Here is a 22568-nt window from a genome sequence, read left to right as displayed (position 1 = left end):
GCTCGCGCTTACGAGAACTGCCCGTGGCAGTGTTTGAATTTTTTGCCTGAGCCGCAGGGGCATGGCTCGTTGCGGCCGACCTTGCCCCAGGTTTGGGGATCCTCGGCGCTGCGCGCCGGCTTCGCGTCCGCTTCGGCGGCCGAGAAGCCAAGCGAAGCGGCGGCCGCGCCGAACATGCCCTGCCCGCCGCCATAGCTTGCTGACGCGTCAGCCAACGCGAATTCATTCTCGCCGGAATTCGGATCGACATGCACCGCCTGGATCGGCGGCAGTTCGGCGGCTGGCGGTTGCTCGAACATCACCTCGACGCGCATGAGCTGTCCGGTGACATGCTCGCGCAGCCGCGAAATGAGGCCGTCGAACAGCTCGAAGGCTTCGGACTTGTATTCGTTGAGCGGATCGCGCTGGGCATAGCCGCGCCAGCCGATCACCTGACGGAGATGGTCAAGCGTGACGAGATGCTCGCGCCAGAGATGGTCGAGCATCTGCAGCAGCACCTGCTTCTCGACATAGTTCATCACTTCGGGCGTGTTCTTCTCGACACGCGCCGCATAAGCCTCATCAGCCGCCTTGCGGATACGCTCCTTGATCTCCTCGTCGGCGATGCCCTCTTCTTTCGTCCATTCCTCGATCGGCAGATCGAGGTTGAGATACATCTGCGCCTGCTCTTTCAGGCCCTCGACATTCCACTGATCGGCGTAGGCGCTCGCGGGGATGGCGCGCGCAACGACATCATCGACCGTCGAATGGCGCATCTCGTCGATCGTCTCGCGCACGCTTTCCTGCGCCATGAATTCGCGGCGCTGCTCGAACACGACCTTGCGCTGGTCGTTCATGACGTTGTCGTATTTCAGGATGTTCTTGCGCTGGTCGAAGTTGCGCGCCTCGACCTTGCGCTGAGCATTTTCGATCGCCTTGTTGATCCAGGAATGGACGATCGCCTCGTCATCCTTGAGGCCGAGCGTCACCAGCATGCGCTCCATCCGCTCGCCGGCGAAGATGCGCATCAGATCGTCCTGGCAGGACAGCAGGAATTTCGAGTGTCCGGGATCGCCCTGTCGGCCGGAACGGCCACGGAGCTGGTTGTCGATGCGTCGGCTCTCATGCCGTTCAGTGCCGAGCACATAGAGGCCACCGGCGGCGAGCGCTTGCGCCTTCAGCTTCTCGACTTCCGCCGTGATCGCTGCGACTTTCTTCGCGTGCTCCGCCGGATCGAGGTCGGCCGGAATCTCCTGCTTCACCCGCATATCGACATTGCCGCCGAGCTTGATGTCGGTGCCGCGGCCGGCCATGTTGGTCGCGATCGTCACGGCGCCCGGCGCGCCGGCCTGGGCGATGATGAAGGCTTCCTGCTCGTGGAAACGCGCATTCAGAACCGCATGCGGCAGCGGCGTCTTCTCGCGCGAAATGTCGCTCAGATATTTGCCGAGCGTCAGAAGATAGTCGCGCAGCTCCACATCGGCCGCCTTGTTGCCTTTGACCTCGTCTGAGCGCGAGAGATAGCGCTTGGCGAGATCGGCGACATATTTCCGATCGTTGAGCAGTTCGGCGATCAGTTCCGATTTCTCGATCGACGCCGTGCCGACGAGCACGGGCTGACCGCGCCGGCGGCAGTCGGCGATCTGCGCGACGATAGCGCGATATTTCTCTTCAGCCGTGCGATAGACCTCGTCGTCGTCGTCGATGCGCTGCACGTCGACATTGGTCGGAATCTCGACCACCGCGAGATTGTAGATGTCGGCGAACTCGTCGGCCTCGGTCGCGGCCGTGCCGGTCATGCCGGCAAGCTTCTTGTAGAGGCGGAAATAGTTCTGGAAGGTGATCGAGGCCAGCGTCTGGTTCTCGGGCTGGACCTGCACATGCTCCTTCGCCTCCAGCGCCTGATGCAGGCCCTCGGAGTAGCGACGGCCCGGCATCATGCGGCCGGTGAACTCGTCGATGATGACGATCTCGCCATCCTTGACGATGTAGTCCTTGTCGAGCGTGAACAGCTTGTGGGCGCGCAGCGCCTGATTGACGTGATGGACGAGCGTGGCGTTGGCCGCGTCGTAGAGCGTGCCTTCCTTGAGGATCGCAGCCTGTTCCAGAAGCTGCTCGATCTTCTCATTGCCGGCTTCGGTCAACGCCACCGTGCGTTGCTTCTCGTCAAGATCGTAATCCTCGGGAACGAGCTTGAGGATCACGGGGTCGATGGCGTTATAGAGCTCCGACTTGTCGTCCATCGGGCCCGAGATGATCAACGGCGTGCGCGCCTCGTCGATCAGAATGGAGTCGACCTCGTCGACGATCGCGAAATTGTGTCCGCGCTGCACCATCTGCGACATCTCGTACTTCATGTTGTCGCGGAGATAGTCGAAGCCGTATTCGTTGTTGGTGCCGTAGGTGATGTCGCTGGCGTAGGCGGCGTGCCGCTCCTGATCATCGAGACCATGCACGATGACGCCGACGCTCATGCCCAGGAACTTGTAGATCTGGCCCATCCATTCCGCGTCGCGGCGGGCGAGATAATCGTTGACCGTGACGACATGCACGCCCTTGCCGGCGAGCGCGTTGAGATAGACCGGAAGCGTCGCGACCAGCGTCTTGCCTTCGCCGGTGCGCATCTCGGCGATCGCGCCTTCGTGCAGCACCATGCCGCCGATGAGCTGGACGTCGAAATGACGCTGCCCCAGCGTCCGCTTCGCCGCCTCGCGCACGGTGGCGAAAGCCGGGATCAGGATGTCGTCCAGCGTCTTGCCCTCTTCGAGCTCCTTGCGAAAAGCGACGGTGCGGGCGGCCAGCGCCTCGTCCGACAGGGCGGCGAGTTCAGGTTCGAGCGCATTGATGGCGTCGACCTTGGGGCGATAGGTCTTCAGCCGGCGATCGTTGGACGAGCCGAAAATCTTCTTCGCAAGGGCGCCGAACATGGGTCCTTAAAATCCTGATGGGAGGCGCCGCTCGAGGGGCGCGGCGGCGGTCAGCTGGGGCTATAGAGATAATGATCGGGTTTGGCATCCGCCAGAACCGGAAAATCGCGGCGGATTTTCGTCGCCGGGGCGCGTATCTTCGCCGCTGCGGCGGCAGGCCGCCGGCGGCATGAACAGCGTTTCACTTGCCAACAGCGGCAGGTTCGGCCAGTTCACCCGCCAACCGCCCGTCCGGAACCCTCCCATGCCCGTCGTTTCCCGCCCGTCACGCCTCGGCGCCGCCGCGGCCGTTGCCGTTCTGGCCCTCGGCCTTGGCTGGAGCCATGCGCAGACCCCGCCACCGGCCCCGGCGCAGCCCGCCCCCGCTCCGGCCCAGCCCGGCCCCGACACCGTGATCGCCCGCGTCGATGGCCAGCCGATCACCCAGCAGGATGTCGCCATCGCCGAGGACGATCTTGGCGGGCAGTTGCCCCAGCAGATGACGCCCGAGCAGCGCCACGACTACATCGTCAACTATCTGACCGACCTGAAGATCGCCTCAAAGGAGGCGACCGCGCAGGGCCTCCAGAATTCGCCCGACTACAAGGCCCGCATCGCCTACTTCCAGAACAAGACGCTGGTCGATGAGCTCCTGACCCAGACCGCGAAGAAGGCGGTCTCCGAAGAAGCCATGCGCAAGCTCTACGACGAGACCATGAAAAACCAGAAGCCGGAGATGGAGGTTCGCGCCCGCCATATTCTGGTGGAATCCGAGGGCGAGGCGAAGCAGGCCTATGACCGGGTCACGACCGGCAAGGAGGATTTCGGCAAGGTCGCCGGCGAAGTCTCCAAGGACCCCGGTTCGGGCAAGGAAGGCGGCGACCTCGGCTACTTCACCCAGGAGCGTATGGTGCCGGAATTCGCGGAGGCGGCGTTCAAGCTCGAACCCGGCCAGATCTCGCAGCCCGTGAAGAGCCAGTTCGGCTGGCATGTCATCAAACTGGAAGACAAGCGTGTGAAGCCTGCGCCGCCGTTTGAGCAGGTGAAGCCGCAGATCGAACAATACATGACCCGCAAGGCTCACACCGAGCTCATCCTGTCGCTGCGCGAGAAGAGCAAGATCGAACGCCTGGACAAGCCGGCCGCGCCGCCGACTCCTGCGCCCGCCACTCCTGCTCCGGCTCCTGTGGCCCCTCCGAAATAAGCATCAGAAACGGACCCGATCGATGGCTGGCAAGGACGTTCCCGTCTCTCCCCTCGCGCCGAAATCCTATCCAGACCTTCCGGCCGTGCCGGGCGTGCGCTTCGCGACCGCTGAAGCGGGCATCCGCTACAAGGGGCGGACGGACGTGCTCTTCGCGCTGATGGACAAGGGCACGAAAGTCGCCGGCGTCTTCACGAAGTCGAAGTGCCCCTCGGCGCCGGTCGACTGGTGCCGCGAAGCGCTTGAGGGCGGCAAGGCGCGCGCGCTCGTCGTCAATTCCGGCAACGCCAACGCCTTCACCGGCGTCACCGGCAAGCAGTCGGTGAAGATGACCGCCGACATCGCGGCGCACGCCGCCGGCTGCAAGCGCAAGGAAGTGTTCATCGCCTCGACCGGTGTGATCGGCGAGCCGCTCGACGCGACCAAGTTCGAGCATGTGCTTGCCGATTGCGCCGCGCGCGCCAAGGAAGGCCCCTGGCAGGATGCGGCGCGGGCGATCATGACGACGGACACCTTTCCCAAGGCGGTGTCGCGCACGGTCGAAATATCGGGCGTTCCCGTGACGATCGTAGGCCTTGCAAAAGGCGCCGGCATGATCGCGCCTGATATGGCGACCATGCTGTCCTTCGTCTTTACCGACGCGCCGGTGAAATCGTCGGCGCTGCAGGCGATGCTCTCGGCCGGCGTGAAGACGAGCTTCAACTGCCTCACCATCGACGGCGACACCTCGACCTCGGACACTTTGCTGCTCTTCGCGACCGGCGCCGCCGCGAGCCGCGGCGCGCCCGTGATTGACAGCGCGACCGACAAGAAGGGTAAGGCGTTCCGCGCCGCGCTCGACGATCTTCTTCTCGAACTTGCGCAATTCGTCGCGCGTGACGGCGAAGGCGCGCGAAAATTCGTCGAGGTGCGCGTCACCGGCGCGACGACATCGAAGTCGGCGCACCGCGTCGCTATGGCCATCGCCAATTCGCCTTTGGTGAAGACCGCGATCGCCGGCGAAGATGCGAATTGGGGCCGCGTCGTCATGGCCGTCGGCAAGGCGGGCGAACCCGCCGATCGCGACCGGCTGTCGATTTCCTTCGGCGACATCCGCGTCGCCTACAAGGGGCTGCGCGATCCCGCCTATGACGAGGCCGCGACCTCCGCCTACATGAAGAACGAGAACATTACGCTCACCGCCGATCTTGGCCTTGGCCAGGGCGCGGCGCGCGTGTGGACCTGCGATCTCACCAAGGCCTATGTCGAGATCAACGGCGACTATCGCAGCTGACTCAAAGTTTACAGAGCCTTAACTCTGTCGCTCGAATGCGGCGACGCTGTTTAAGATATCTCTAACGATATCTGTCAGCGTTCGCGCGAGAGCCCGTCATGAAACTTCTTCTCGTCGTCGCCGTTGCGTTGATCGACGCGGACAACCGCGTTCTCATTGCGCAGCGCCCCGAGGGCAAGAATCTCGCCGGTCTCTGGGAGTTTCCCGGCGGCAAACTCGAAGCGGGCGAGCGGCCGGAAGAATCCCTCATTCGCGAACTGAAGGAAGAGCTTGGCATTGACGTGAAGGAGGCGTGCCTCGCGCCGCTGACTTTCGCAAGCCACGCCTATCCGGATTTTCACCTGCTCATGCCGCTCTTCATCTGTCGGCGTTGGGAAGGCCAGGTGACGAGCCGCGAAGGACAGGCGCTGAAATGGGTGCGACCGAACAGGCTGAGGGATTATCCGATGCCGCCGGCGGACGAGCCCTTGATACCGCATCTGATCGCCGCGCTCTGAAATTCAGTCGCGCGATCGCAGGAGAGGATGATGAACGCGACGGACCGCTTCCGCGAAGCGCTCGCAGCCAGAAAGGCGCAGGAAAAACGTCGCGCGCGCAGCGTCGTGCCGGAAGCGACGCTTGGTCTGACCGCGATCGCGCTCGCCATGCTTGCGATCGCCGCCAACAATCCGCGCGAGGCCGATCAGGCGCTGACTGCGATCGCCGAACTCATCGCGCCGCCACGCTCGCCCGGGATCGACATGGAGACGACCGCGTCCATTTCCCGACGCTCGGCGGCGCCATCACTTGTCGACAACGAGTCGCTGCAAACCGGCGCGCAGGAGTTCGGGCAGCGCGACGGGTCTGCCTCCGCTCGCATCGACATAGACATGGGTGAAGACACCCTGCGCGGCAGCCTGTGACGCGCCCTGCTTGAAAATTCCGACGCCATACTGAACCGATGAACGGCCGATGCGCGTGACGCTGAGGCCCGACTCCAGAATGTCGGGAAAGGCGAGGCTGTCGAAATAATCGCAGGCTGAATTCACCGCGAGCCCGATCACGGGCGATTTCTGCGGGATCACCAGCCCCTGCTCCAGAAGCCAACCGCTCACCGTCGTGTCGAAGTAGGAATAATAGACCGCATTGTTCACATGCGCGTAGACGTCATTGTCGATGAAGCGCGTGGTGATGGTGCGGAACACCGCATACTGGTCGCGCGAATGCGGCGAGGGTTTCGGTAGATTTTGCAAAGACGCGTCGCTCATGCCGCTGCTCACCACGCCTTCTCATAGATCGCGCGCGCGTCTTCTTCATGCAGCGGTTTCGGATTGTTCACGAGCAATCGCGTCTGTTTCATCGCGTCGCTCGCGAGCAGCGGAATTGCGTCTCGCGGAATCTTCACGTCGCGCAGTCGCGTCTGCAGCCCGAGATCGGCGGAGAGACTCGCAAGCCCCATGATGAATCCTTCGCAGCGGTCGTTGACGCCGCGATCGCCCAACTGCGGAAACACCAGCGGCGCCAGATCAGCATAGGCTGCGCGCGCCGCCGGCGCGTTGAACGTCAACACATGCGGCAACACCAGCGCGTTCGACAGCCCATGCGGCACATGGAAATGACCGCCAATGGGATAAGCCAGCGCATGCACCGCAGCCACGGGCGAATTGGCGAAAGCCTGGCCCGCCAGCAACGATCCCAGGAGCATCTTTCCGCGCGCGTCGCGATTCTCGCCATTCGTCACGGCGGTGCGGATATTGGCGCCGAGCAGTCTCAACGCCTCCATCGCCAGCATGCGCGACACCGGATTGTTGTTGGCGCTGGCCGACGTATAGGCCTCGATCGCATGCACCATGGCGTCGACGCCCGTCGCCGCCGTGACATGCGCCGGTAATTTCAATGTCAGATCCGCGTCGAGAATTGCGATGTCGGGCAGGATCACCGGCGACACCACGCCTTTCTTTTCTGATGCTCCTGTCGTGACGATCGAGATCGGCGTCACTTCAGAGCCCGTGCCTGCCGTCGTCGGCGCGAGCGCAAGCGGCAAGCGCGGGCCTTTCGCCAATCCAACGCCATAGATGTCGGAAAGGGTTTCTCCGCCGCGCGCCAGCAGCGCGACGAGCTTCGCGACATCGAGCGACGAGCCGCCGCCGAGACCAATCACGCCTTCCGCGCCGAACGCTTTCGCCTGCGCGACCGCGTCATGAATGATCTGTTCGGGCGGATCGGCGACCACGGAGGAAAACACCGCCCAGCCGATGTCGGCTGCGGTGAGGCTTTCCAGCGAAGCTTCGAGCAATCCCGCTTTGACGATGCCGGGATCGGTGACGACGAAGACGCGCTTGCCGAGCTTGCCTTTGATGATCTCGCCGAGCCGCGCGGCCGAACCTGCGCCGGAGACGATCGAGGGCGTCGTGTTGAAGGTGAAAGGCGTCATGGCGTTCCCCGCGGCGCTTGTTGCGAGGATTGCTAGCAACTAGCCCGCCTTCTCGCCAGCGGATCGCTCAGCCGCGCCGAGCGCATCGGCGAGGCGCGCTTTTGCGCTGCCGGGCCGCAGCGGCTTCTGCTGGCTTTCATGCGGCGCCCAGCCGGACAACCAGATCAAGTCGAAGGTCGCGCGGATACGGCCGTCCGGATCGGCGAAGCGCTCGTGATAGATCGCGGCGGCGCGGAAGAGCAGCGCCCGCGTCACCGGCTTGCGGCTGCGCTCGATGAGCGCGTTGGTGAGCCCCATGCGCCGGAGATCGCGCATCAGCGCGAACAAATCGGCGTAACGCACCGTGGCGCGATCGATATCCGTCACCGGCAGGGCGAAACCTGCGCGCTGCAGGAGGCTCCCGAGATCGCGCACATCGGCGAAGGGCGCGACGCGCGGACTTGCGCCGCCGGCGATTTCGGTTTCCGCCGCGACCAGCGCCTGCCTGAGCTCGGTGAGCGTTGCGCCGCCGAACAAGGCTGCGAGAAAAAGCCCATCCGGCTTCAGCGCGCGCCTGATCTGCGACAGCGCGCCGGGCAGATCGTTGATCGCGTGCAGCGCCAGCAGCGAAACGGCGAGATCGAACGCGCCTGTGGCGAAGGGCGGCGCCTCCTCGTTCGCCACGACCTCGGCGAAATCCTGCGCCTCGCGGCGCGGTGCGAAAGCGGGCGCGGCGCGCGTGACATGCGTGATCCGGCCGCTCGCTTTCAGCGCTTCCGCGAACGACGAAATCGGCGTTCCCAGATCGAGCGCATGAGAAAACGTGCGCGAGACCGTCGACAACCGATCAATCGCGTCGCCCGCGACACGATCGACGAGGAAGGGCTCATAGCCGTGCGCCAATGCTCGCGCGAGGCGGGCGCGGACGAGCGCGCGATCGAAGATTTGCGGAACGGCCGCCATGGCGCGCCTTATGGCGAGGCTGCGGCGCAGGGTCAAAGCGCTGGCGCCGCTTCGCGTTGCGACTAAGCTGGACGTGATGGATGCGACGCCTGACGAGCATTGCGAGGCGCCGCTAGCCAGCCGCGCGCTGGCTGCGGCGCGCTCCTTCGCGCGCCGAGGCGGCAGCGCCTTTGCAGATCTTCTCTGGCCGCCGGTGTGCGCCCATTGCCGGGCCGCGACATCGATCCCCGACGGCTTGTGCGCGCGCTGCTGGAGCCGCCTCGCGCTGATCGAGCGGCCCTATTGCGAGCGGCTGGGCACGCCGTTCGCGCTCGATATCGGCGGCAAGTTGCTCTCACCCGAGGCGATCGCCAATCCCCCGGTCTTCGACCGCGCCCGCGCCGTGGCGCGCTACGACGACATCGCGCGCTCCCTGACCCATCGGCAGAAATATGGCGATCAGCTTCATCTCGCCGTGACCATGGGAACCATGATGGCGGCGGCCGGCCGGGAGCTTCTCGCGGAAGCCGATGCGATCCTGCCCATCCCGCTGCATCGGTTCCGTCTCTGGACCCGCCGCTACAATCAGGCCGCTTTGTTGGCCCGGATGGTCGCGAAATCGTCGGGAAAGTCGCTCCTGCTCGACGCCCTGATCCGCGTTCGTCGCACCAGGCCGCAGGTCGGGCTGACGCGCGCCGAACGGGCGGCGAATCTCGCCGGCGCGTTCAAGGTTCCTGCCGATCGACGTCCTGCCGTCGAAGGCCGCCGCCTGCTGCTCATCGACGACGTCTTGACCACCGGAGCGACTGTTTCTGCCGCCGCCCGCGCCCTGCGGCGGGCGGGAGCCGCAGGGGTCGACGTGCTCACCTTCGCCCGCGTCACGGTCGACGCTTGATTATTCTGCGGCTAAGGGCTGAGGTTCAGGCGCCTTGGGCGGGGCTCGGCGGCCGCCTATATCTGGACCAACTGATCAAACCACGACGCGACCATGCCCCCAGTGACCATCTATAGCCGCTCCTGGTGCAGCTATTGCCATGCCGCCAAAGACCTCCTGACCAGGAAGGGAGTGGCGTTCGAGGATATCGACATCGAGAAGCATCCGGAGGCGCGGGCCGTCATGGTCGAGCGGGCGGGCGGGCGCACCTCGGTGCCGCAAATCTTCGTCGGCGACGCTCATATCGGCGGTTGCGACGATCTCTATGCGCTCGACCGCCGCGGCGAGTTCGAGCCTATGCTGGCGACGTAAACGAGCGCCGCGCGGCGACGGAAATGCAAACCATTTCGGCCATGATCGCGGCTTTCAAGGGCAGGACGAAGGACCCCGCTGCAGAATGATCCGGTATTCTCTGGTCTGCGACAAAGAGCATGAATTCGAGAGCTGGTTCCCGGATTCGGCCTCCTATGACGCTCAGGCCAAGCGCGGCCTCGTCGCCTGTCCTGCTTGCAATTCGACCAAGGTGCGCAAGGCGATGATGGCCCCGCGGGTGGCGACCCGCGAAGTGGACGCGAAGCCCATGCCCCCCTCCCCGCCGATTCCCGCCGAGGCGGCTCAGGCCATGGCGCTGGCGTCGGCGCGCGATCAGGAGATGCGCGCGATGCTGCGGGCGCTGCGCGATCATGTGAAGGCCAACGCCGAGGATGTCGGCGAGAAATTCCCGGAAGTCGCACGCCAGATGCATTACGGCGAAGTCGAGCATCGCTCGATCTACGGACAATCCTCGATCGAGGACGCGCAGGCGCTGCACGAGGAAGGCATCGAGGTGCATCCTCTTCCGATCCTGCCCGACGACCGGAACTGAAAATCGGCGCCGCATCGCCGCAAAGACATCGTAAAACAGTGACTATTCACTGTTTTGTCATGTCTCGTTCAGCGTCCGCTCACATGGCTGGCTCTAGACGAATTTAAGGATCGTGACGGTTCCCGCTTGCAACGTCAGGCATGAGGCTTGCACGATGGAAACCGGCTGACGCGTGATGCGCGTCGCCCCGCCTGTGCGAGAGGACTGAGGCGGCCTGTCGCGCAGAGGATCATGAAGGATAAGCCGATGCCGCTGCGCCTTTTTGCGTTCAGACTGGCCGCTGTCATCGGCCTGATGCTGACGCCATTGGCCGCATCCGCGCAGACGAAGATCAGGTTCGCTCTCGACTGGCGGTTCGAAGGTCCGGCCGCGCTCTTTCTGCATGGCCTCGACAAGGGCTATTTCCGCGATGAAGGGCTCGATGTGACGATCGAGCCGGGCGCAGGCTCGCGCGAGCCGATCCAGCGCGTCGCGACCGGCGGCTTCGATCTCGGCTTCGGCGACGTCAACACGCTCATCCGTTTCCGCGACCAGAACCCGACGGCCGACGTCAAGGCCGTGATGATGGTCTATGACAAACCGCCCTTCGCCATCATCGGCCGCCGCAGCCGCGGCGTGACGCCCGACGTGCGCAACCTGATCGGCAAGCGTTTTGGGGCGCCGGCGGGCGACGGCGCCTTCGCGCAATGGCCGGTATTCCGGACGGTCAACAAGCTGGATGAATCCACGATGAAGTTCGACAATGTCGGCTTCCCCGTGCGCGAGCCCATGCTCGCCTCCGGCGAACTCGACGCGGTGTTCGGCTTCGCCCACTCCTCCTTCATCAATCTGAAGGCGCGCGGCGTTCCCGCCGACGACATCGTGGTGCTGCTGATGGCCGACTATGGCGTCGAGCTCTACGGCAACGCGGTGATCGCCAATCCGAAATTCCTGGCGGAGAAGCCGGAGGCGATGAAGGGTTTTCTGCGCGCGCTGGCGCGCTCGGTGAAGGATGTGGTCGCGAGCCCCGAGGAGGCGATCGACTCCGTGATGCGGCGCAACGACTCGGCGCGCCGCGACGTCGAGCTCGAGCGGCTGAAGATGACGGTCGACAATTACGTCAACACCGACTGGGTGAAGGCGAACGGCTTTGGCGGGATTGATCCGGCGCGCTGGCGAACGGCGCTCGATCAGATCTCGATCGGCGCGCCGCTGAAAGACCGGGCGAAGGCCGGCGACGCCTTCACTGACAGCTATCTCCCCAAACCCGACGACCGGAAGCTCGAAGCGAGCTGACGCCGGCCCATTGGAGCATGGCGCGAAAAAGTGGGAACCGGTTTTTCGCGACAGCCATGCTCCAAACTTTTGGAATCAATCACGTTCCCGCGCTTTGATTGTTTCAATCAAAGCGCGGCGTGATCTAGCGCGCCCGCGCCCGGAGCGATAGAACGCCCGCCTAAAAAGGCGGCAAACTTTCCATGCTCCCCGACATCCGCGACTATGACAGGCTCGTCGCCGCTTTCACCTGGCGCATCCCCGAACGTTACAATATCGGCGTCGATGTCTGCGACCGCTGGGCGGCGGCGGACGCTTCCCGCATCGCGATCCTCGACGTCGATACGCAATCGGGCGCGATCAAGGCTGCGACCTATGGCGAGTTGCGCGAGGAATCGAACCGGCTCGCCAATGCGCTCGCCAGACAGGGCGTCGCGCGCGGCGATCGCGTCGCGATCATGCTGCCGCAATGCCGCGAGGTCGCAGTCGCCCATATCGCGATCTACAAGCTCGGCGCCATCGCGCTGCCGCTCGCGACCTTGTTCGGCGTCGACGCGATCGCCTACCGCCTTGGCGACGCCGGCGCGAGAGCGCTGATCACCAATGGAGCCAGCCTCTCGCGTCTCGGCGAGTGGCTGCGCGGGGAAAAACCGCCGACGCTCGAAACCGTGATCAGCCTCGACGGCGCTGACGGCGCCGCGCTCGATTATGCACGCCTCATGCGCGAGGCCTCGCCCGACTTCACGCCCATCGACACGTCCGCGGACGATCCCGCGATGATGATCTACACCTCGGGCACGACGGGAAATCCGAAAGGCGCGCTGCACGCGCATCGCGTGCTGCTCGGGCATTTGCCCGGCGTGCAGATGCCGCATGAATTTCTGCCGCAGCCGGGCGATCGTCTGTGGACGCCCGCGGACTGGGCCTGGGCCGGCGGGCTACTGAATGTGCTTCTGCCGGCGCTGCATTTCGGCGTTCCCGTGATCGCGCGAAAATTCGAGAAATTCGATCCCGAACTCGCCTATCGCCTGATGCAGGACATGAAAGTGCGCAACGCCTTCATTCCGCCGACGGCGCTGCGCATGCTGCGCACCGTCGCCAATCCGCGTGGCCGCTTCTCGCTTGATCTGCGCACCATCGGATCCGGCGGCGAGAGTCTTGGCGCTCCGATTTTCGCCTGGGGCCGCGAAGCGTTGGGCCTCACCATCAACGAATTCTACGGCCAGACCGAATGCAATCTCGTGCTGGCCTCCTGCGCTGCGATTGGAGTGGCGCAACCCGGCGCGATCGGAAAGCCCGTTCCGGGCCACCGCGTCGCGGTCATTCGTGAAGATGGTTCGATCTGCGAGCCCGGCGAAAGCGGCCAGATCGCCGTGCTCCGTCCTGATCCAGTGATGTTCCTTTCCTACTGGAACAAGCCGGAGGCGACGCGCGATAAATTCATCGGCGACTGGATGACCACGGGCGACCAGGGCGTCCGCGACGAAGAAGGTTACGTCAGATTCTTTGGCCGCGACGACGACATCATCACCTCATCTGGCTATCGCATCGGGCCCGGCGAGATCGAGGATTGCCTGATCCGTCATCCAGCCGTGGCGCTCGCCGCCGCAGTCGGCAAGCCCGACGAAATGCGCACCGAGATTGTGAAAGCCTTCGTCACCTTGAAGGAAGGCTTCGCCGGATCAGACGAACTCGCGCGCGACATCCAGAGCTTCGTGCGCGAACATCTCTCGGCGCACGAATATCCGCGTGAGATCGCGTTCGTGGAATCGCTGCCGCTCACCACGACTGGAAAGGTGATCCGCCGGCTGCTGCGCCAGGCGGGCTGAAGCTGGAAATTGGAGCAACGTGCGGAAAAGTGGGAACCGGTTTTCCGCGAAACGTTGCGACAAACAAAATCGTAGAGCGGCGCCGCGATTCAATTGAGCGCACGTCGCTCTACGACGCGCGCTTCAAGGGGCGAACGACGCGATAGACCTGCTTCGCGACCGTCCGCACGCGCCGGCGGATCGTTTCACGACGCAGAAGCGTCTCCGCGGCGGCTCCATGATCCGTCGACGCGGCGATGAACATGTCGACGACGCGCAGACGGTCAGACCAGAGATGATCGATCATGGGATGATCGGATTCGGCGCAGGAATCCACCAGCGCCACATCGCGCTCCTCAGCATGCCTCTCGCTGAGTTGCGCCGCCATCTGCGCGCCCGGCGAGAAGCGCGCATAATTTTCATCATAGACAGTCTTCCAGAACGACGCCTTGTCGCCGGCGGATAGTTCGATCGTCGCCGCGATCGGAGCGCCATTTAATTCGAGCAAATCGATGCGGCAGCGCCCTTCGCCCGCGAGCGCGCGCACGGCCGAACGCGAGAAGGCGGCGCCAGCCGCGTCCTGCATCAACGCCGTGCCGGCGCGGCCCTTCCAGCCCCGCGCTTCAAGCGCCAGAAAATGTTCGAAGGCGTTGCGCACCTCCGCGCGACTGGTCGCGGCGCGCAATTGCAGATGCCCGCGTTCGCCGAGGCGACGGCCGAGACGACGAAGCTCCTTGCGGCCTGAATGACGCGCCGAGGGTTCCTCTCCAACGCGCAGGATGGCGCGAAGCCGTTCGTCGAGCGCCGCTGTCGCGAGGCCGCGCCGCGCCGCCGTCGCGCGCAGCAACGCCGCAAACGGCCCGTCCGCGTCGATCGCGGGAAACAGTGCGCCAACCATAGGCCGCTCGCTCGCCGCCAGCCAATCGAGGAAGGCCGACAGCACATCTTCGGCGCGTTCCATATCGATCAAGGGCGTGCCATCGGCCATGAAATGGGACAGCCAACCCTGCGCCTTCCCGGCGACGAAGGAAAATCGCGGCGCGACGATGGGAAAAAGGCCAACGAGATCATCGCCGCCCTCCCCCTTCCAGATCGAGACGATCTGCGGTCGGCCGTCATCGCGCAGATGATGGGCGGCGTGAATGAGGAATGGCGCTTCATAGAAGACGTTGCGGGCGAGCGCACGCTGCGCCAGCGACCCGATCGCCGCGGCATGTTCTTCAAGCGCCAGCGACGGCAGGATGCGAACCGACAGGGGCGGGGCGGCTTCAGGGCGCGCCGGCTCCGTCTCGCGGAGGTCTGACCGTATGGTTTCCTGATTCGCGCGCAGAGCCGACATGAAACGCCCGTTGCCTGGCGACTGTCCCGCAATGGGACGGATCGCGACTGTACGGGGAAGAGGTTACAAGTTCCGTTCCAGCCGGCCGCAATCGGAAAGAAAATGGAGCGTGCTGGACGCCTGACTATCGTCGCTCGATCTGGCCGTCGCCGCCGAATGCGTCCCACAGGCTGGCGACGAAATCGGGCTCGATATCGCGCACGATGAAAACGAGCCGCGTCGAGCGGTCGTCGTCAGGCCAGCGCTCCAGGAGCCGCGGCGGATGCATCACGCTTTGCGCCACATGGATCACCAGCGGCGTCTCTGGCTCCTGCGCGAGGAACACAAGACCTTTGACGCGCAGCAGGTCAGGCCCCTTGCTCGTCTGCAGAAGCTCGAGAAACACGTCGAGCTGTTCGGCGCGCACGGGCGTTGCGCTGGTCAGCGTGAAAGAGCGAACACCGTGCGAGGCTGGCGGCGGCTCGACATCGGTCGCGGCGCTGCGACGGCTTGCCGGGCGCGGCGCGTCCGACACCGCTGCGATCACCGCTGACGCAGAAGCCTCGCCCGCCTGCGCATCGAGAATCGCCGCGAGCGGATTGACGCTTTCAAGACTCGCGCGAAGCCGCGTGACATCATCCCTGTCTGGCGCGAGATCGGTCTTGGTCAGGATCAGCGCGTCGGCGGCGGCGATCTGGCGCGCATTCACTTCGTGCGCGACGAGCGTCGCCGCCCCGTTGATGGCGTCAACGACAGTCAGGACCGAGACGTCGGGATATCTCAGGCTGAGATAGGGATGACCGCGCACGGCCGCGAGAATCGGGCCGGGATCGGCGACGCCCGTCGTCTCCAGCACAACGCGCCGAAAGAGCGAGATGCGGCCATTGTCGCGCCGCTTGAGAAGGTTGATGAGCAGGCCGGCGAAATCGCCGCGCACCGCACAGCACACGCAGCCCGAAGGCAGCGTGATGATCTCGTCGCTGACTTTCTCAATGAGCTGATGATCGAGCGCGATCTCGCCGAACTCGTTGATCATCACCACGGCGTCGGCGAGGGCGGGATCGGCGACCCATTGATTGAGCAGGCTCGTTTTGCCCGCGCCGAGAAAGCCCGTGAGCACGACGAGCGACAGAGGCTCGGGTCTTTGCGCGTCGCTCATGGAGAAACCGCCGTCTTCTGGCGTCGCGAAAGAACGCGACCGCGCCTCACGCCGCCTGCAGTCGCTGCGCCGGCGCAAATATAGTGGCGATGATCGCCGCGATCACCAGCGCCCCGCCGGCATACTGGATCGGCGCCAGCCGCTCGCCCAGCCACAGCGCTGAAGAGGTGGAAGCGACCACAGGTTCGAGACAGAACACCAGCCCCGCCACCGACGCCCGCAGGCGCGACAGCGCGAACAGCAGCCCGCAGGAGCCGATGATATAGCCGCCGATCACGATGGCGACGCCGTCAGGCGAGAGCAGCAATGATTGAGGTCCGAGCAGACCGCCGGATAGCAGCGCCACAGCGGCCGCGATCGGCAGCACGCCGGTCTGCACCCAGAAAATCTTGTCGATCGTGCTCTCTTTCGCGAGCCGGTTGCCGGCGAAGAATTGGCATGTGGTGAACAACGCGGCGCAGGCGGCGAGCGCCAGGCCGCGCGCGTCGAGCGACGAGAAGCTAGGGCCCACCATGGTTACGACGCCTGCGAAGGCCGTCAGCACGATCATCACATCGCGCGGTCGCAGCACGGTCCCTGCGACAACGGGTCCGAGCAGCACGATCAGCACGGGATAGGTGTAGAGGATCACAGCGGCGACGGTGACCGGAATGAACGCGACCGATGAGAGATACGCGATGCCCATGCCGCCGCTCGTGATGATGAGCAGCGCCATCGCCGGCCACGCCGTGCGCGAGATTTTCGGCGCGCCCCGCATCGCGACCAGAACGACGCCGATGATCGCCATCATCATGGCGACACGATAGAAAACGACGGTCGGCGCGGCGATCCCGGCCGCGGCGCTCATCTTCGCGCCGATGATGTTCACGCCATAGGCCGTCGCCGACGCGAGCGCGACGATAAGGCCGACGCGTGAGGGCGCGCTCTCAACCATGGATGGCGAATGAATGAGAGGCGCGAGCACGCCGCGTCCGAGGCATCATCGTCATGAAATCTTGGATTTGATGCGGAGCGCGGCGACGCGCGCGCCCGTCACTCGCTCTTCGCTTCAGGCTTCTCGGCGGCCGGCGTTGCAGCCTTCGGTTTGGCCGCGACCTTCTTGCCCTCGGGCTTGCGGGCCTGAACCTTCTTCTTCGGCTCGGGCTCGACGGCCGCGACCTGCGGTTTCGTCTTCGGACGGATCGCAGCGGCGCCGCCGGGCGTCTGCGGCTCTTCCTGTTGCAGCGACAGCGGCGCGCTCGGCGGCGTCGGCGAGATGGCGCCGAACAACGCGGCGATGCCGCCGCCGGCACTGGCCGCGACCGGCGCCGCCGGAGCAGAAGTCGCGTAAGCGGTCGCCTCAGCCGGCGCTTCCACAGGCGCGGCAGGCTTGCCGCGCGCGGCAATCGCAGTCGCCGGCTTTTCGGGCTTGGCGCGGGCGATGGCCGTCGTCGGCTTCGAGCCGCCGGCGTTCGCGGCAAGCGGCGCCGTCGCACTGCCGGAGGTCGGTCCAAGCGCGATTTGGACCGGGATAAAGTCGGCGCGCGGGCCAAGCGTGATGCGGCCGGACGCGGTGCGCGAGGCGACTGAACCAACCGCGCGTCCCTGCGGACCCGCGCCGCGAATGCCCTCCATCAGCGGATTGAAGCTGTCGGAGCTGCGCTGCGCCTCGCTGATCGTCAACGGGCCGTCGCTGTCGACGTCGTCGGCGAGCAGCACGCCGCGTCCGCCGCGGCAGATCTCGTTGCGCACGTCGGGCGCCGAATCATAGCCGGACGGCGGCAGGCTCTCGAGCGTCTGGCCCGTGGAGCTCCAGCTTGCGAAGCCCTGGTCGAGAAGTTGCGCGGTCTTGATCGAGCGCTCCGCGCCCGAACCGGCGCCAAGCACGACCGCGATCAGCGTGCGGCCGCCGCGCGAGGCGAGGCCGACGAGATTGAAGCCTGAGGCGCAGACGAAACCGGTCTTCATGCCTTCGGCGCCGGGATAGCGTCCGATCAGGCCGTTCGTATTCTTCATGATGCGGCGGCCGACTTGCACGGCGCCGGTCGACCAGAGATCGCGGTGCTCCGGAAATTCGTTGTAGAGCGCGCGCGCCAGGATCGCGAGATCGCGAGCCGACGTCTTCTGGCCGGGCTGATGCAGACCGTTCGCCGTGGTGAAATACGATTCATGCATGCCGAGACGCCGGGCCTCGGAGTTCATCATGTTGACGAAATTGGGCATCGAACCGCCGACGCCTTCCGCGACGACGACGGCGAGATCGTTCGCAGATTTGACCAGCATCACGCGCATCGCGTTCTCGAGCGTGATCTCCGAGCCCGGCCGGAGACCGAGCTTGCTCGGCTTTTGCGCCGCCGCGAGCCGCGACACCGGCAACACCGTCTCCCAGCCGATGCGTCCGTCGCGGACAGCCTTGAGCGCGACATAGGCCGTCATCATCTTGACGGTGGAGGCGGGATACCACGGCCGCGTCGCCTCCTCCGACGAGACCACTTCGCCCGTGCGCGCGTCGACGATCAGGGTGGGCGAGGCGACAGCGGGAAGGGCGGCGGTTGCGGCGACAAAAGAAGCGAGCGCCGCGGCGCGGCCCATCCGGAGTGCGAGCACGAGCGATATCCCCAAAGGAGCGACCGGGCGCCGGTCGATCCCGGACCCGTCTCGACGAACCTCACGACGCAAACTAGCTGCGTCGCGGCCTGATGAAAATAGACGATGGCTCCATCGCCCGATAGACAGCCGTTGGCCCTCCATTGCGGCGACGCCATGGCGGGCTCCTCCGAAACATCGAGTTAAGCGTCCGGCGCAGACCGAACGCGCAATCACAAACTCCAGCCCTGCCGCCATGTCCTTCCTTTGGGTCGCCGCCACCCTGATCGCAGCCGCCGGCCAGACCGCGCGCAACGCCATGCAGTCGAGCCTGACCGCCGTGATCGGCACAGTCGGCGCGACGCAGGTGCGCTTTCTCTATGGCCTGCCCTTCGCGTTGGCTTTCCTTCTGCTGACGACCCTCGTCTCCGGCGAATCCATTCCAGCCATGACCGGCAAGGGCTTCGCCTTCACCGCGTTTGGCGCGTTGACCCAGATCACGGCGACGGCCCTGATGCTCGCGACTATGCGGCAGAAGTCTTTTTCGGTGACGACCGCCTACATCAAGCTCGAACCGGTTCTCGTCGCCGTCGCCGGCTTCATCGTTCTCGGCGACGTGCTCACGCCTTTGAAATTGCTGGCGATCGTCATCGCGACGGCAGGCGTCGTGACCATGTCGCTGAAGCCGGGAACAGGCGCGACGCTGCTCACGGAGCTCAGACCCGCCTTGCTCGGCATCGTGGCGGGCGCCTGCTTTGGCCTGTCTGCGATCGGCTTTCGCGGCGGCATCCTCGAACTGGGATCGGGCAGCTTCTACATGCGTGCGACGACGACGCTTGTCTGGGGGCTGGCGCTCCAGACCGCGATCCTGCTCATCTATCTCCTCGTCTTTGACCGGACGGCTCTGACAAAGAGCCTCGCTGTCTGGCGTCAATCGCTCTTCGCCGGCTTCCTCGGCGCCTTCGCCTCACAATTCTGGTTCCTGGGTTTCTCCCTGACGACGGCCGCCAATGTTCGCACGCTGGCGCTGGTCGAGGTGCTGATGGCGCAGGCGATCTCCCGCAAGGTCATGGCGCAAGAGGTCGCCTGGCGCGAAATCGCCGGCATGGCGCTCATCGTGCTCGGCGTAGCCGTCCTGCTCTGGGCGCAGAGGTGATCGCCCTTGCCAAAGCATATGTGTAGCTACACACTCGCGCCAACGAATGGAATTGGAGAGGCGTCATGACAGCCTGCATCGTCGGTTGGTCACACACGAATTTCGGCAAACTCGAAGGCGAGACGGTGGAGTCGCTGATCGTGCGCGCCGCGACCGACGCCATGATCCATGCCGGCGTCGGACCCGACGATGTCGATGAGATCGTGCTCGGCCATTTCAACGCCGGCTTCTCCAAGCAGGACTTCACGGCGTCGCTCGTGCTGCAGGCCGACGACCGTCTGCGCTTCAAGCCGGCGATCCGTGTTGAGAACGCTTGCGCCACCGGATCGGCCGCCGTTCATCAGGCGGTGAAATCGATCGAGGCGAAATCGAGCCGCATCGTTCTCGTCGTCGGAGTCGAGAAGATGACCGCGACTCCGGGGCCTCAGATTGGCGAAAATCTTCTGAAGGCGTCGTATTTGCTGGAAGACGGCGACACGCCCGCAGGTTTCGCCGGCGTCTTCGGCAAGATCGCCTACAGCTATTTCCAGCGCCATGGCGACCAGTCCGACGCGCTCGCGATGATCGCCGCGAAGAATCACAAGAACGGCGTCGAAAATCCCTACGCGCAGATGCGCAAGGATTTCGGCTATGAATTCTGCCGCACCGAGAGCGACAAGAATCCCTTCGTCGCAGGCCCTCTGAAGCGCACCGATTGTTCGCTGGTGTCGGACGGCGCCGCAGCCGTCGTGATCGCGGATGTCGAGACGGCGCTCAGGATGAAGCGCGCCATCGCGTTCCGCGGCCGCGCGCACAAGCAGGATTTCCTGCCGATGTCGAAGCGCGACATCCTGAAATTCGAGGGCTGCACGCAGGCCTGGGGTCAGGCCCTTGGCGACGCAGGCCTGAAGATCGACGACCTCTCGCTCGTCGAAACCCATGACTGTTTCACCATCGCCGAGCTCATCGAATATGAGGCGATGGGTCTCACCGCCGAAGGCGACGGCGCGCGCGCCATCAGGGAAGGCTGGACGCAGAAGGACGGCAGGCTGCCGGTCAATCCGTCGGGCGGTCTGAAGGCGAAGGGCCATCCGATCGGCGCGACGGGCGTGTCGATGCATGCGCTTTGCTCGGCGCAGCTCACGGGCGAAGCCGGCGGCATCCAGATCAAGGATGCGAAGCTCGCCGGCATCTTCAACATGGGCGGCGCCGCGGTCGCGAACTACGTTTCGGTCCTCGAACGCGTGAAGTGAGCAGACCAGCTCCGCCTGGCCTGCAATTGACCGCGGGCAGCTAAGAGCCCAAGCGCAGCGTCGTCGGCGTTCCTGAGCAGCGTCGGCGACGATTTCACATGCGCACCTTCGCCGCCCTCTTCCTCGCTTACGTCCTTTCGATCTTCTACCGCTCGTTCCTGAGCGTGATCGCGGAGCGCGTGATGGCCGATCTCGCGATCGGCCCTGCTCAGCTCAGCTATGTCAGCGCGGCCTGGTTCATCGCCTTCGCCACCATGCAGTTCGCGGTGGGATGGGCGCTCGATCGCGTTGGTCCGCGTCGAACCGTAACCGCGCTGATGGCGATCGGCTGCGCCGGCGCCTTTCTGTTCGCGGCGGCTCCGAACGGTCCCGTCGCCACTCTCGCCATGGCGCTGATCGGCGTCGGCTGCTCGCCCGTCTTCATGTCGGCGCTCTATCTCTTTGCGCGCGACGGCGCGCCCGAGAAATTCGCGCTGCTGAGTTCGCTGTTCATCGGTCTCGGCTCGGTCGGCAATCTCCTCGGCGCCGCGCCATTGTCACGGGCCGCCGACGTCTGGGGATGGCGGCCGACCATGACGGGCCTCGCCGTTCTCTTCGGGATCGCGCTCGTCCTGGCTGCGGCGCTGGTGCGCGACCCGCCGCGTCTCTCAAGCTCAACGTCGAAGGACGATGGCCTTTGGAGCGGACTCAAGGGCGTGATGCGGCTTCGCGTCTTCTGGCTCGTCGCGCCGCTGACTTTCTTCAGCTACGCCATTCTCGTCACCGCGCGCGGCCTGTGGATCGCGCCTTATCTCGGCGAGGTGAACGGTCTCGATCGCGCGGCTCAAGGCGACGCCGCGCTTCTCATGGCGATCACCATGACGGCAGGCGCGTTCGCCTTCGGCTGGGTCGAGCGTCATCTGGGCGGACCGAAGCCGACCGTGTTCTGGAGTTCGGCGATCATGGCGCTGCTGTTCGCCGCGCTTGCGCTCGTCGGACATCGCTCCGGGTTCTGGGCGACGATCCTGTTCGCCGCGATCGGATTCGCCGGCTTCAACTACGCGATCCTGATGGCGCATGCGCGGCTCTTCTTTCCCGAACATCTCATCGGGCGCGGCATGACCTTCATGAATTTCTTTTTCATCTCGGGCGCGGCCGTCGTTCAGGCCGCGTCGGGCTGGCTGGTCGAAGCGGGACGGCGCAGCGGCGACAGCGCCGCCGCGACCTTCGCCCAGTTGCATTGGGTCTTCGCGGCCGCGCTTGCGCTCAGCCTTGTGATCTATGCTCTGGCGCCGGCGAAGCCTTTGCGCTCGGCGACAGCCTGATCACTCTCCAGTCGCCTTCGCGTGGATTGCGAGCGCATGCAGCCCGCCAGCGAATTCCGGCTTGAGCAGCGCATTGACCATCCGATGCCGATCGACCCGGCTTTTGCCCGTGAAGGCCTCGGAGATCACATGCACGCGATAATGGGTCTCGCCGCCCGGACGCGCGCCGGCATGGCCCGCATGCTGATGGGACTCGTCGATCACTTCGAGCGCCGACGGCGCCAGTCCGTCGCGAAGGGCCGCGGCGATTCGATTCTGCCTGTTCACCTGTCAACTC

General features: G+C 65.0%; 20 protein-coding genes. 11 read left to right on the top strand and 9 right to left on the bottom strand.

All coding sequences use genetic code 11. The features are described 5' to 3' along the window. Positions 1–8: 8 nt before the first annotated feature. Entirely contained in the window at positions 9–2906 is a 2898-nt protein-coding gene (gene secA / locus L8F45_RS24285; RefSeq protein WP_342360405.1) for a preprotein translocase subunit SecA, read from the bottom strand. 244 nt (positions 2907–3150) lie between these two features. On the opposite strand from secA, the gene L8F45_RS24280 reads away from it, so the two are divergent. From L8F45_RS24280 to mutT, 3 genes are all read left to right on the top strand, one after another. Continuing rightward, a complete protein-coding gene (locus tag L8F45_RS24280) occupies positions 3151–4089 on the top strand; it encodes a peptidylprolyl isomerase (protein WP_342360404.1) in 939 nt (312 codons plus the stop codon). 22 nt (positions 4090–4111) lie between these two features. Continuing rightward, positions 4112–5362, top strand: a complete 1251-nt coding sequence (gene argJ / locus L8F45_RS24275) for a bifunctional glutamate N-acetyltransferase/amino-acid acetyltransferase ArgJ (protein ID WP_342360403.1) — start codon at positions 4112–4114, stop codon at positions 5360–5362. A 98-nt stretch (positions 5363–5460) separates the two neighbouring features. Next, positions 5461–5859 carry an 8-oxo-dGTP diphosphatase MutT gene (gene mutT, locus L8F45_RS24270; RefSeq protein WP_342360402.1) on the top strand — a complete coding sequence of 133 codons (399 nt, stop codon included), beginning with the start codon at positions 5461–5463 and terminating at the stop codon, positions 5857–5859. Between the two features lie 285 nt (positions 5860–6144). Here the strand turns inward: mutT and L8F45_RS24265 are convergent, their stop codons facing one another. Genes L8F45_RS24265 through L8F45_RS24255 form a run of 3 tightly spaced genes read right to left on the bottom strand, consistent with a single transcriptional unit; the run spans position 6145 to position 8717 of the window. Next, on the bottom strand, positions 6145–6609 hold the full coding sequence (locus tag L8F45_RS24265) for an acyl-CoA thioesterase (protein ID WP_342360401.1): 465 nt from the start codon (positions 6607–6609) through the stop codon (positions 6145–6147). Between the two features lie 8 nt (positions 6610–6617). Then, on the bottom strand, positions 6618–7775 hold the full coding sequence (locus L8F45_RS24260; protein WP_342360400.1) for an iron-containing alcohol dehydrogenase: 1158 nt from the start codon (positions 7773–7775) through the stop codon (positions 6618–6620). A gap of 39 nt (positions 7776–7814) precedes the next feature. Further along, on the bottom strand, positions 7815–8717 hold the full coding sequence (locus tag L8F45_RS24255) for a methyltransferase domain-containing protein (protein WP_342360399.1): 903 nt from the start codon (positions 8715–8717) through the stop codon (positions 7815–7817). A 76-nt stretch (positions 8718–8793) separates the two neighbouring features. Here L8F45_RS24255 and L8F45_RS24250 point away from each other — a divergent pair, with 76 nt between their 5' ends. The 5 genes from L8F45_RS24250 (at position 8794) to L8F45_RS24230 (ending at position 13578) form a co-directional block, all read left to right on the top strand. Beyond that, positions 8794–9591: a ComF family protein gene (locus L8F45_RS24250; protein ID WP_425330044.1), complete on the top strand. Its 798-nt coding sequence runs from the start codon at positions 8794–8796 to the stop codon at positions 9589–9591. A 93-nt stretch (positions 9592–9684) separates the two neighbouring features. Next, positions 9685–9942: a glutaredoxin 3 gene (gene grxC / locus L8F45_RS24245; RefSeq protein ID WP_342360397.1), complete on the top strand. Its 258-nt coding sequence runs from the start codon at positions 9685–9687 to the stop codon at positions 9940–9942. Between the two features lie 85 nt (positions 9943–10027). After that, a complete protein-coding gene (locus L8F45_RS24240) occupies positions 10028–10495 on the top strand; it encodes a DUF1178 family protein (RefSeq protein ID WP_342360396.1) in 468 nt (155 codons plus the stop codon). 231 nt (positions 10496–10726) lie between these two features. After that, positions 10727–11770: an ABC transporter substrate-binding protein gene (locus tag L8F45_RS24235; protein ID WP_342360395.1), complete on the top strand. Its 1044-nt coding sequence runs from the start codon at positions 10727–10729 to the stop codon at positions 11768–11770. Between the two features lie 182 nt (positions 11771–11952). Beyond that, a complete protein-coding gene (locus L8F45_RS24230) occupies positions 11953–13578 on the top strand; it encodes an acyl-CoA synthetase (RefSeq protein ID WP_342360394.1) in 1626 nt (541 codons plus the stop codon). A 109-nt stretch (positions 13579–13687) separates the two neighbouring features. On the opposite strand, the gene L8F45_RS24225 is transcribed toward L8F45_RS24230, so the two are convergent. The 4 genes from L8F45_RS24225 to L8F45_RS24210 form a co-directional block, all read right to left on the bottom strand. Further along, positions 13688–14896, bottom strand: a complete 1209-nt coding sequence (locus tag L8F45_RS24225) for a GNAT family N-acetyltransferase (RefSeq protein WP_342360393.1) — start codon at positions 14894–14896, stop codon at positions 13688–13690. A 124-nt stretch (positions 14897–15020) separates the two neighbouring features. Continuing rightward, complete coding sequence (locus L8F45_RS24220) at positions 15021–16034, bottom strand: CobW family GTP-binding protein (protein ID WP_342360392.1); 1014 nt, start codon at positions 16032–16034, stop codon at positions 15021–15023. 46 nt (positions 16035–16080) lie between these two features. After that, positions 16081–16998: an EamA family transporter gene (locus tag L8F45_RS24215; protein ID WP_342360391.1), complete on the bottom strand. Its 918-nt coding sequence runs from the start codon at positions 16996–16998 to the stop codon at positions 16081–16083. 68 nt (positions 16999–17066) lie between these two features. Next, complete coding sequence (locus L8F45_RS24210; RefSeq protein ID WP_342360390.1) at positions 17067–18620, bottom strand: D-alanyl-D-alanine carboxypeptidase family protein; 1554 nt, start codon at positions 18618–18620, stop codon at positions 17067–17069. A gap of 235 nt (positions 18621–18855) precedes the next feature. On the opposite strand from L8F45_RS24210, the gene L8F45_RS24205 reads away from it, so the two are divergent. From L8F45_RS24205 to L8F45_RS24195, 3 genes are all read left to right on the top strand, one after another. Next, complete coding sequence (locus L8F45_RS24205) at positions 18856–19755, top strand: EamA family transporter (protein ID WP_342360389.1); 900 nt, start codon at positions 18856–18858, stop codon at positions 19753–19755. A 65-nt stretch (positions 19756–19820) separates the two neighbouring features. Then, positions 19821–20987, top strand: a complete 1167-nt coding sequence (locus L8F45_RS24200; RefSeq protein ID WP_342360388.1) for an acetyl-CoA acetyltransferase — start codon at positions 19821–19823, stop codon at positions 20985–20987. A 98-nt stretch (positions 20988–21085) separates the two neighbouring features. Further along, on the top strand, positions 21086–22291 hold the full coding sequence (locus tag L8F45_RS24195) for an MFS transporter (RefSeq protein WP_342360387.1): 1206 nt from the start codon (positions 21086–21088) through the stop codon (positions 22289–22291). Here the strand turns inward: L8F45_RS24195 and L8F45_RS24190 are convergent, their stop codons facing one another. Then, entirely contained in the window at positions 22292–22558 is a 267-nt protein-coding gene (locus L8F45_RS24190; protein ID WP_342360386.1) for a BolA family protein, read from the bottom strand. Positions 22559–22568: the final 10 nt, after the last annotated feature.

Origin of the sequence: Terrirubrum flagellatum (assembly GCF_022059845.1) — a bacterium.
GTDB lineage: Bacteria > Pseudomonadota > Alphaproteobacteria > Rhizobiales > Beijerinckiaceae > Terrirubrum > Terrirubrum flagellatum.
The sequence above is the reverse complement of the archived record's forward strand: the minus strand, read 5'-3'. Positions and strand labels throughout refer to the sequence as shown.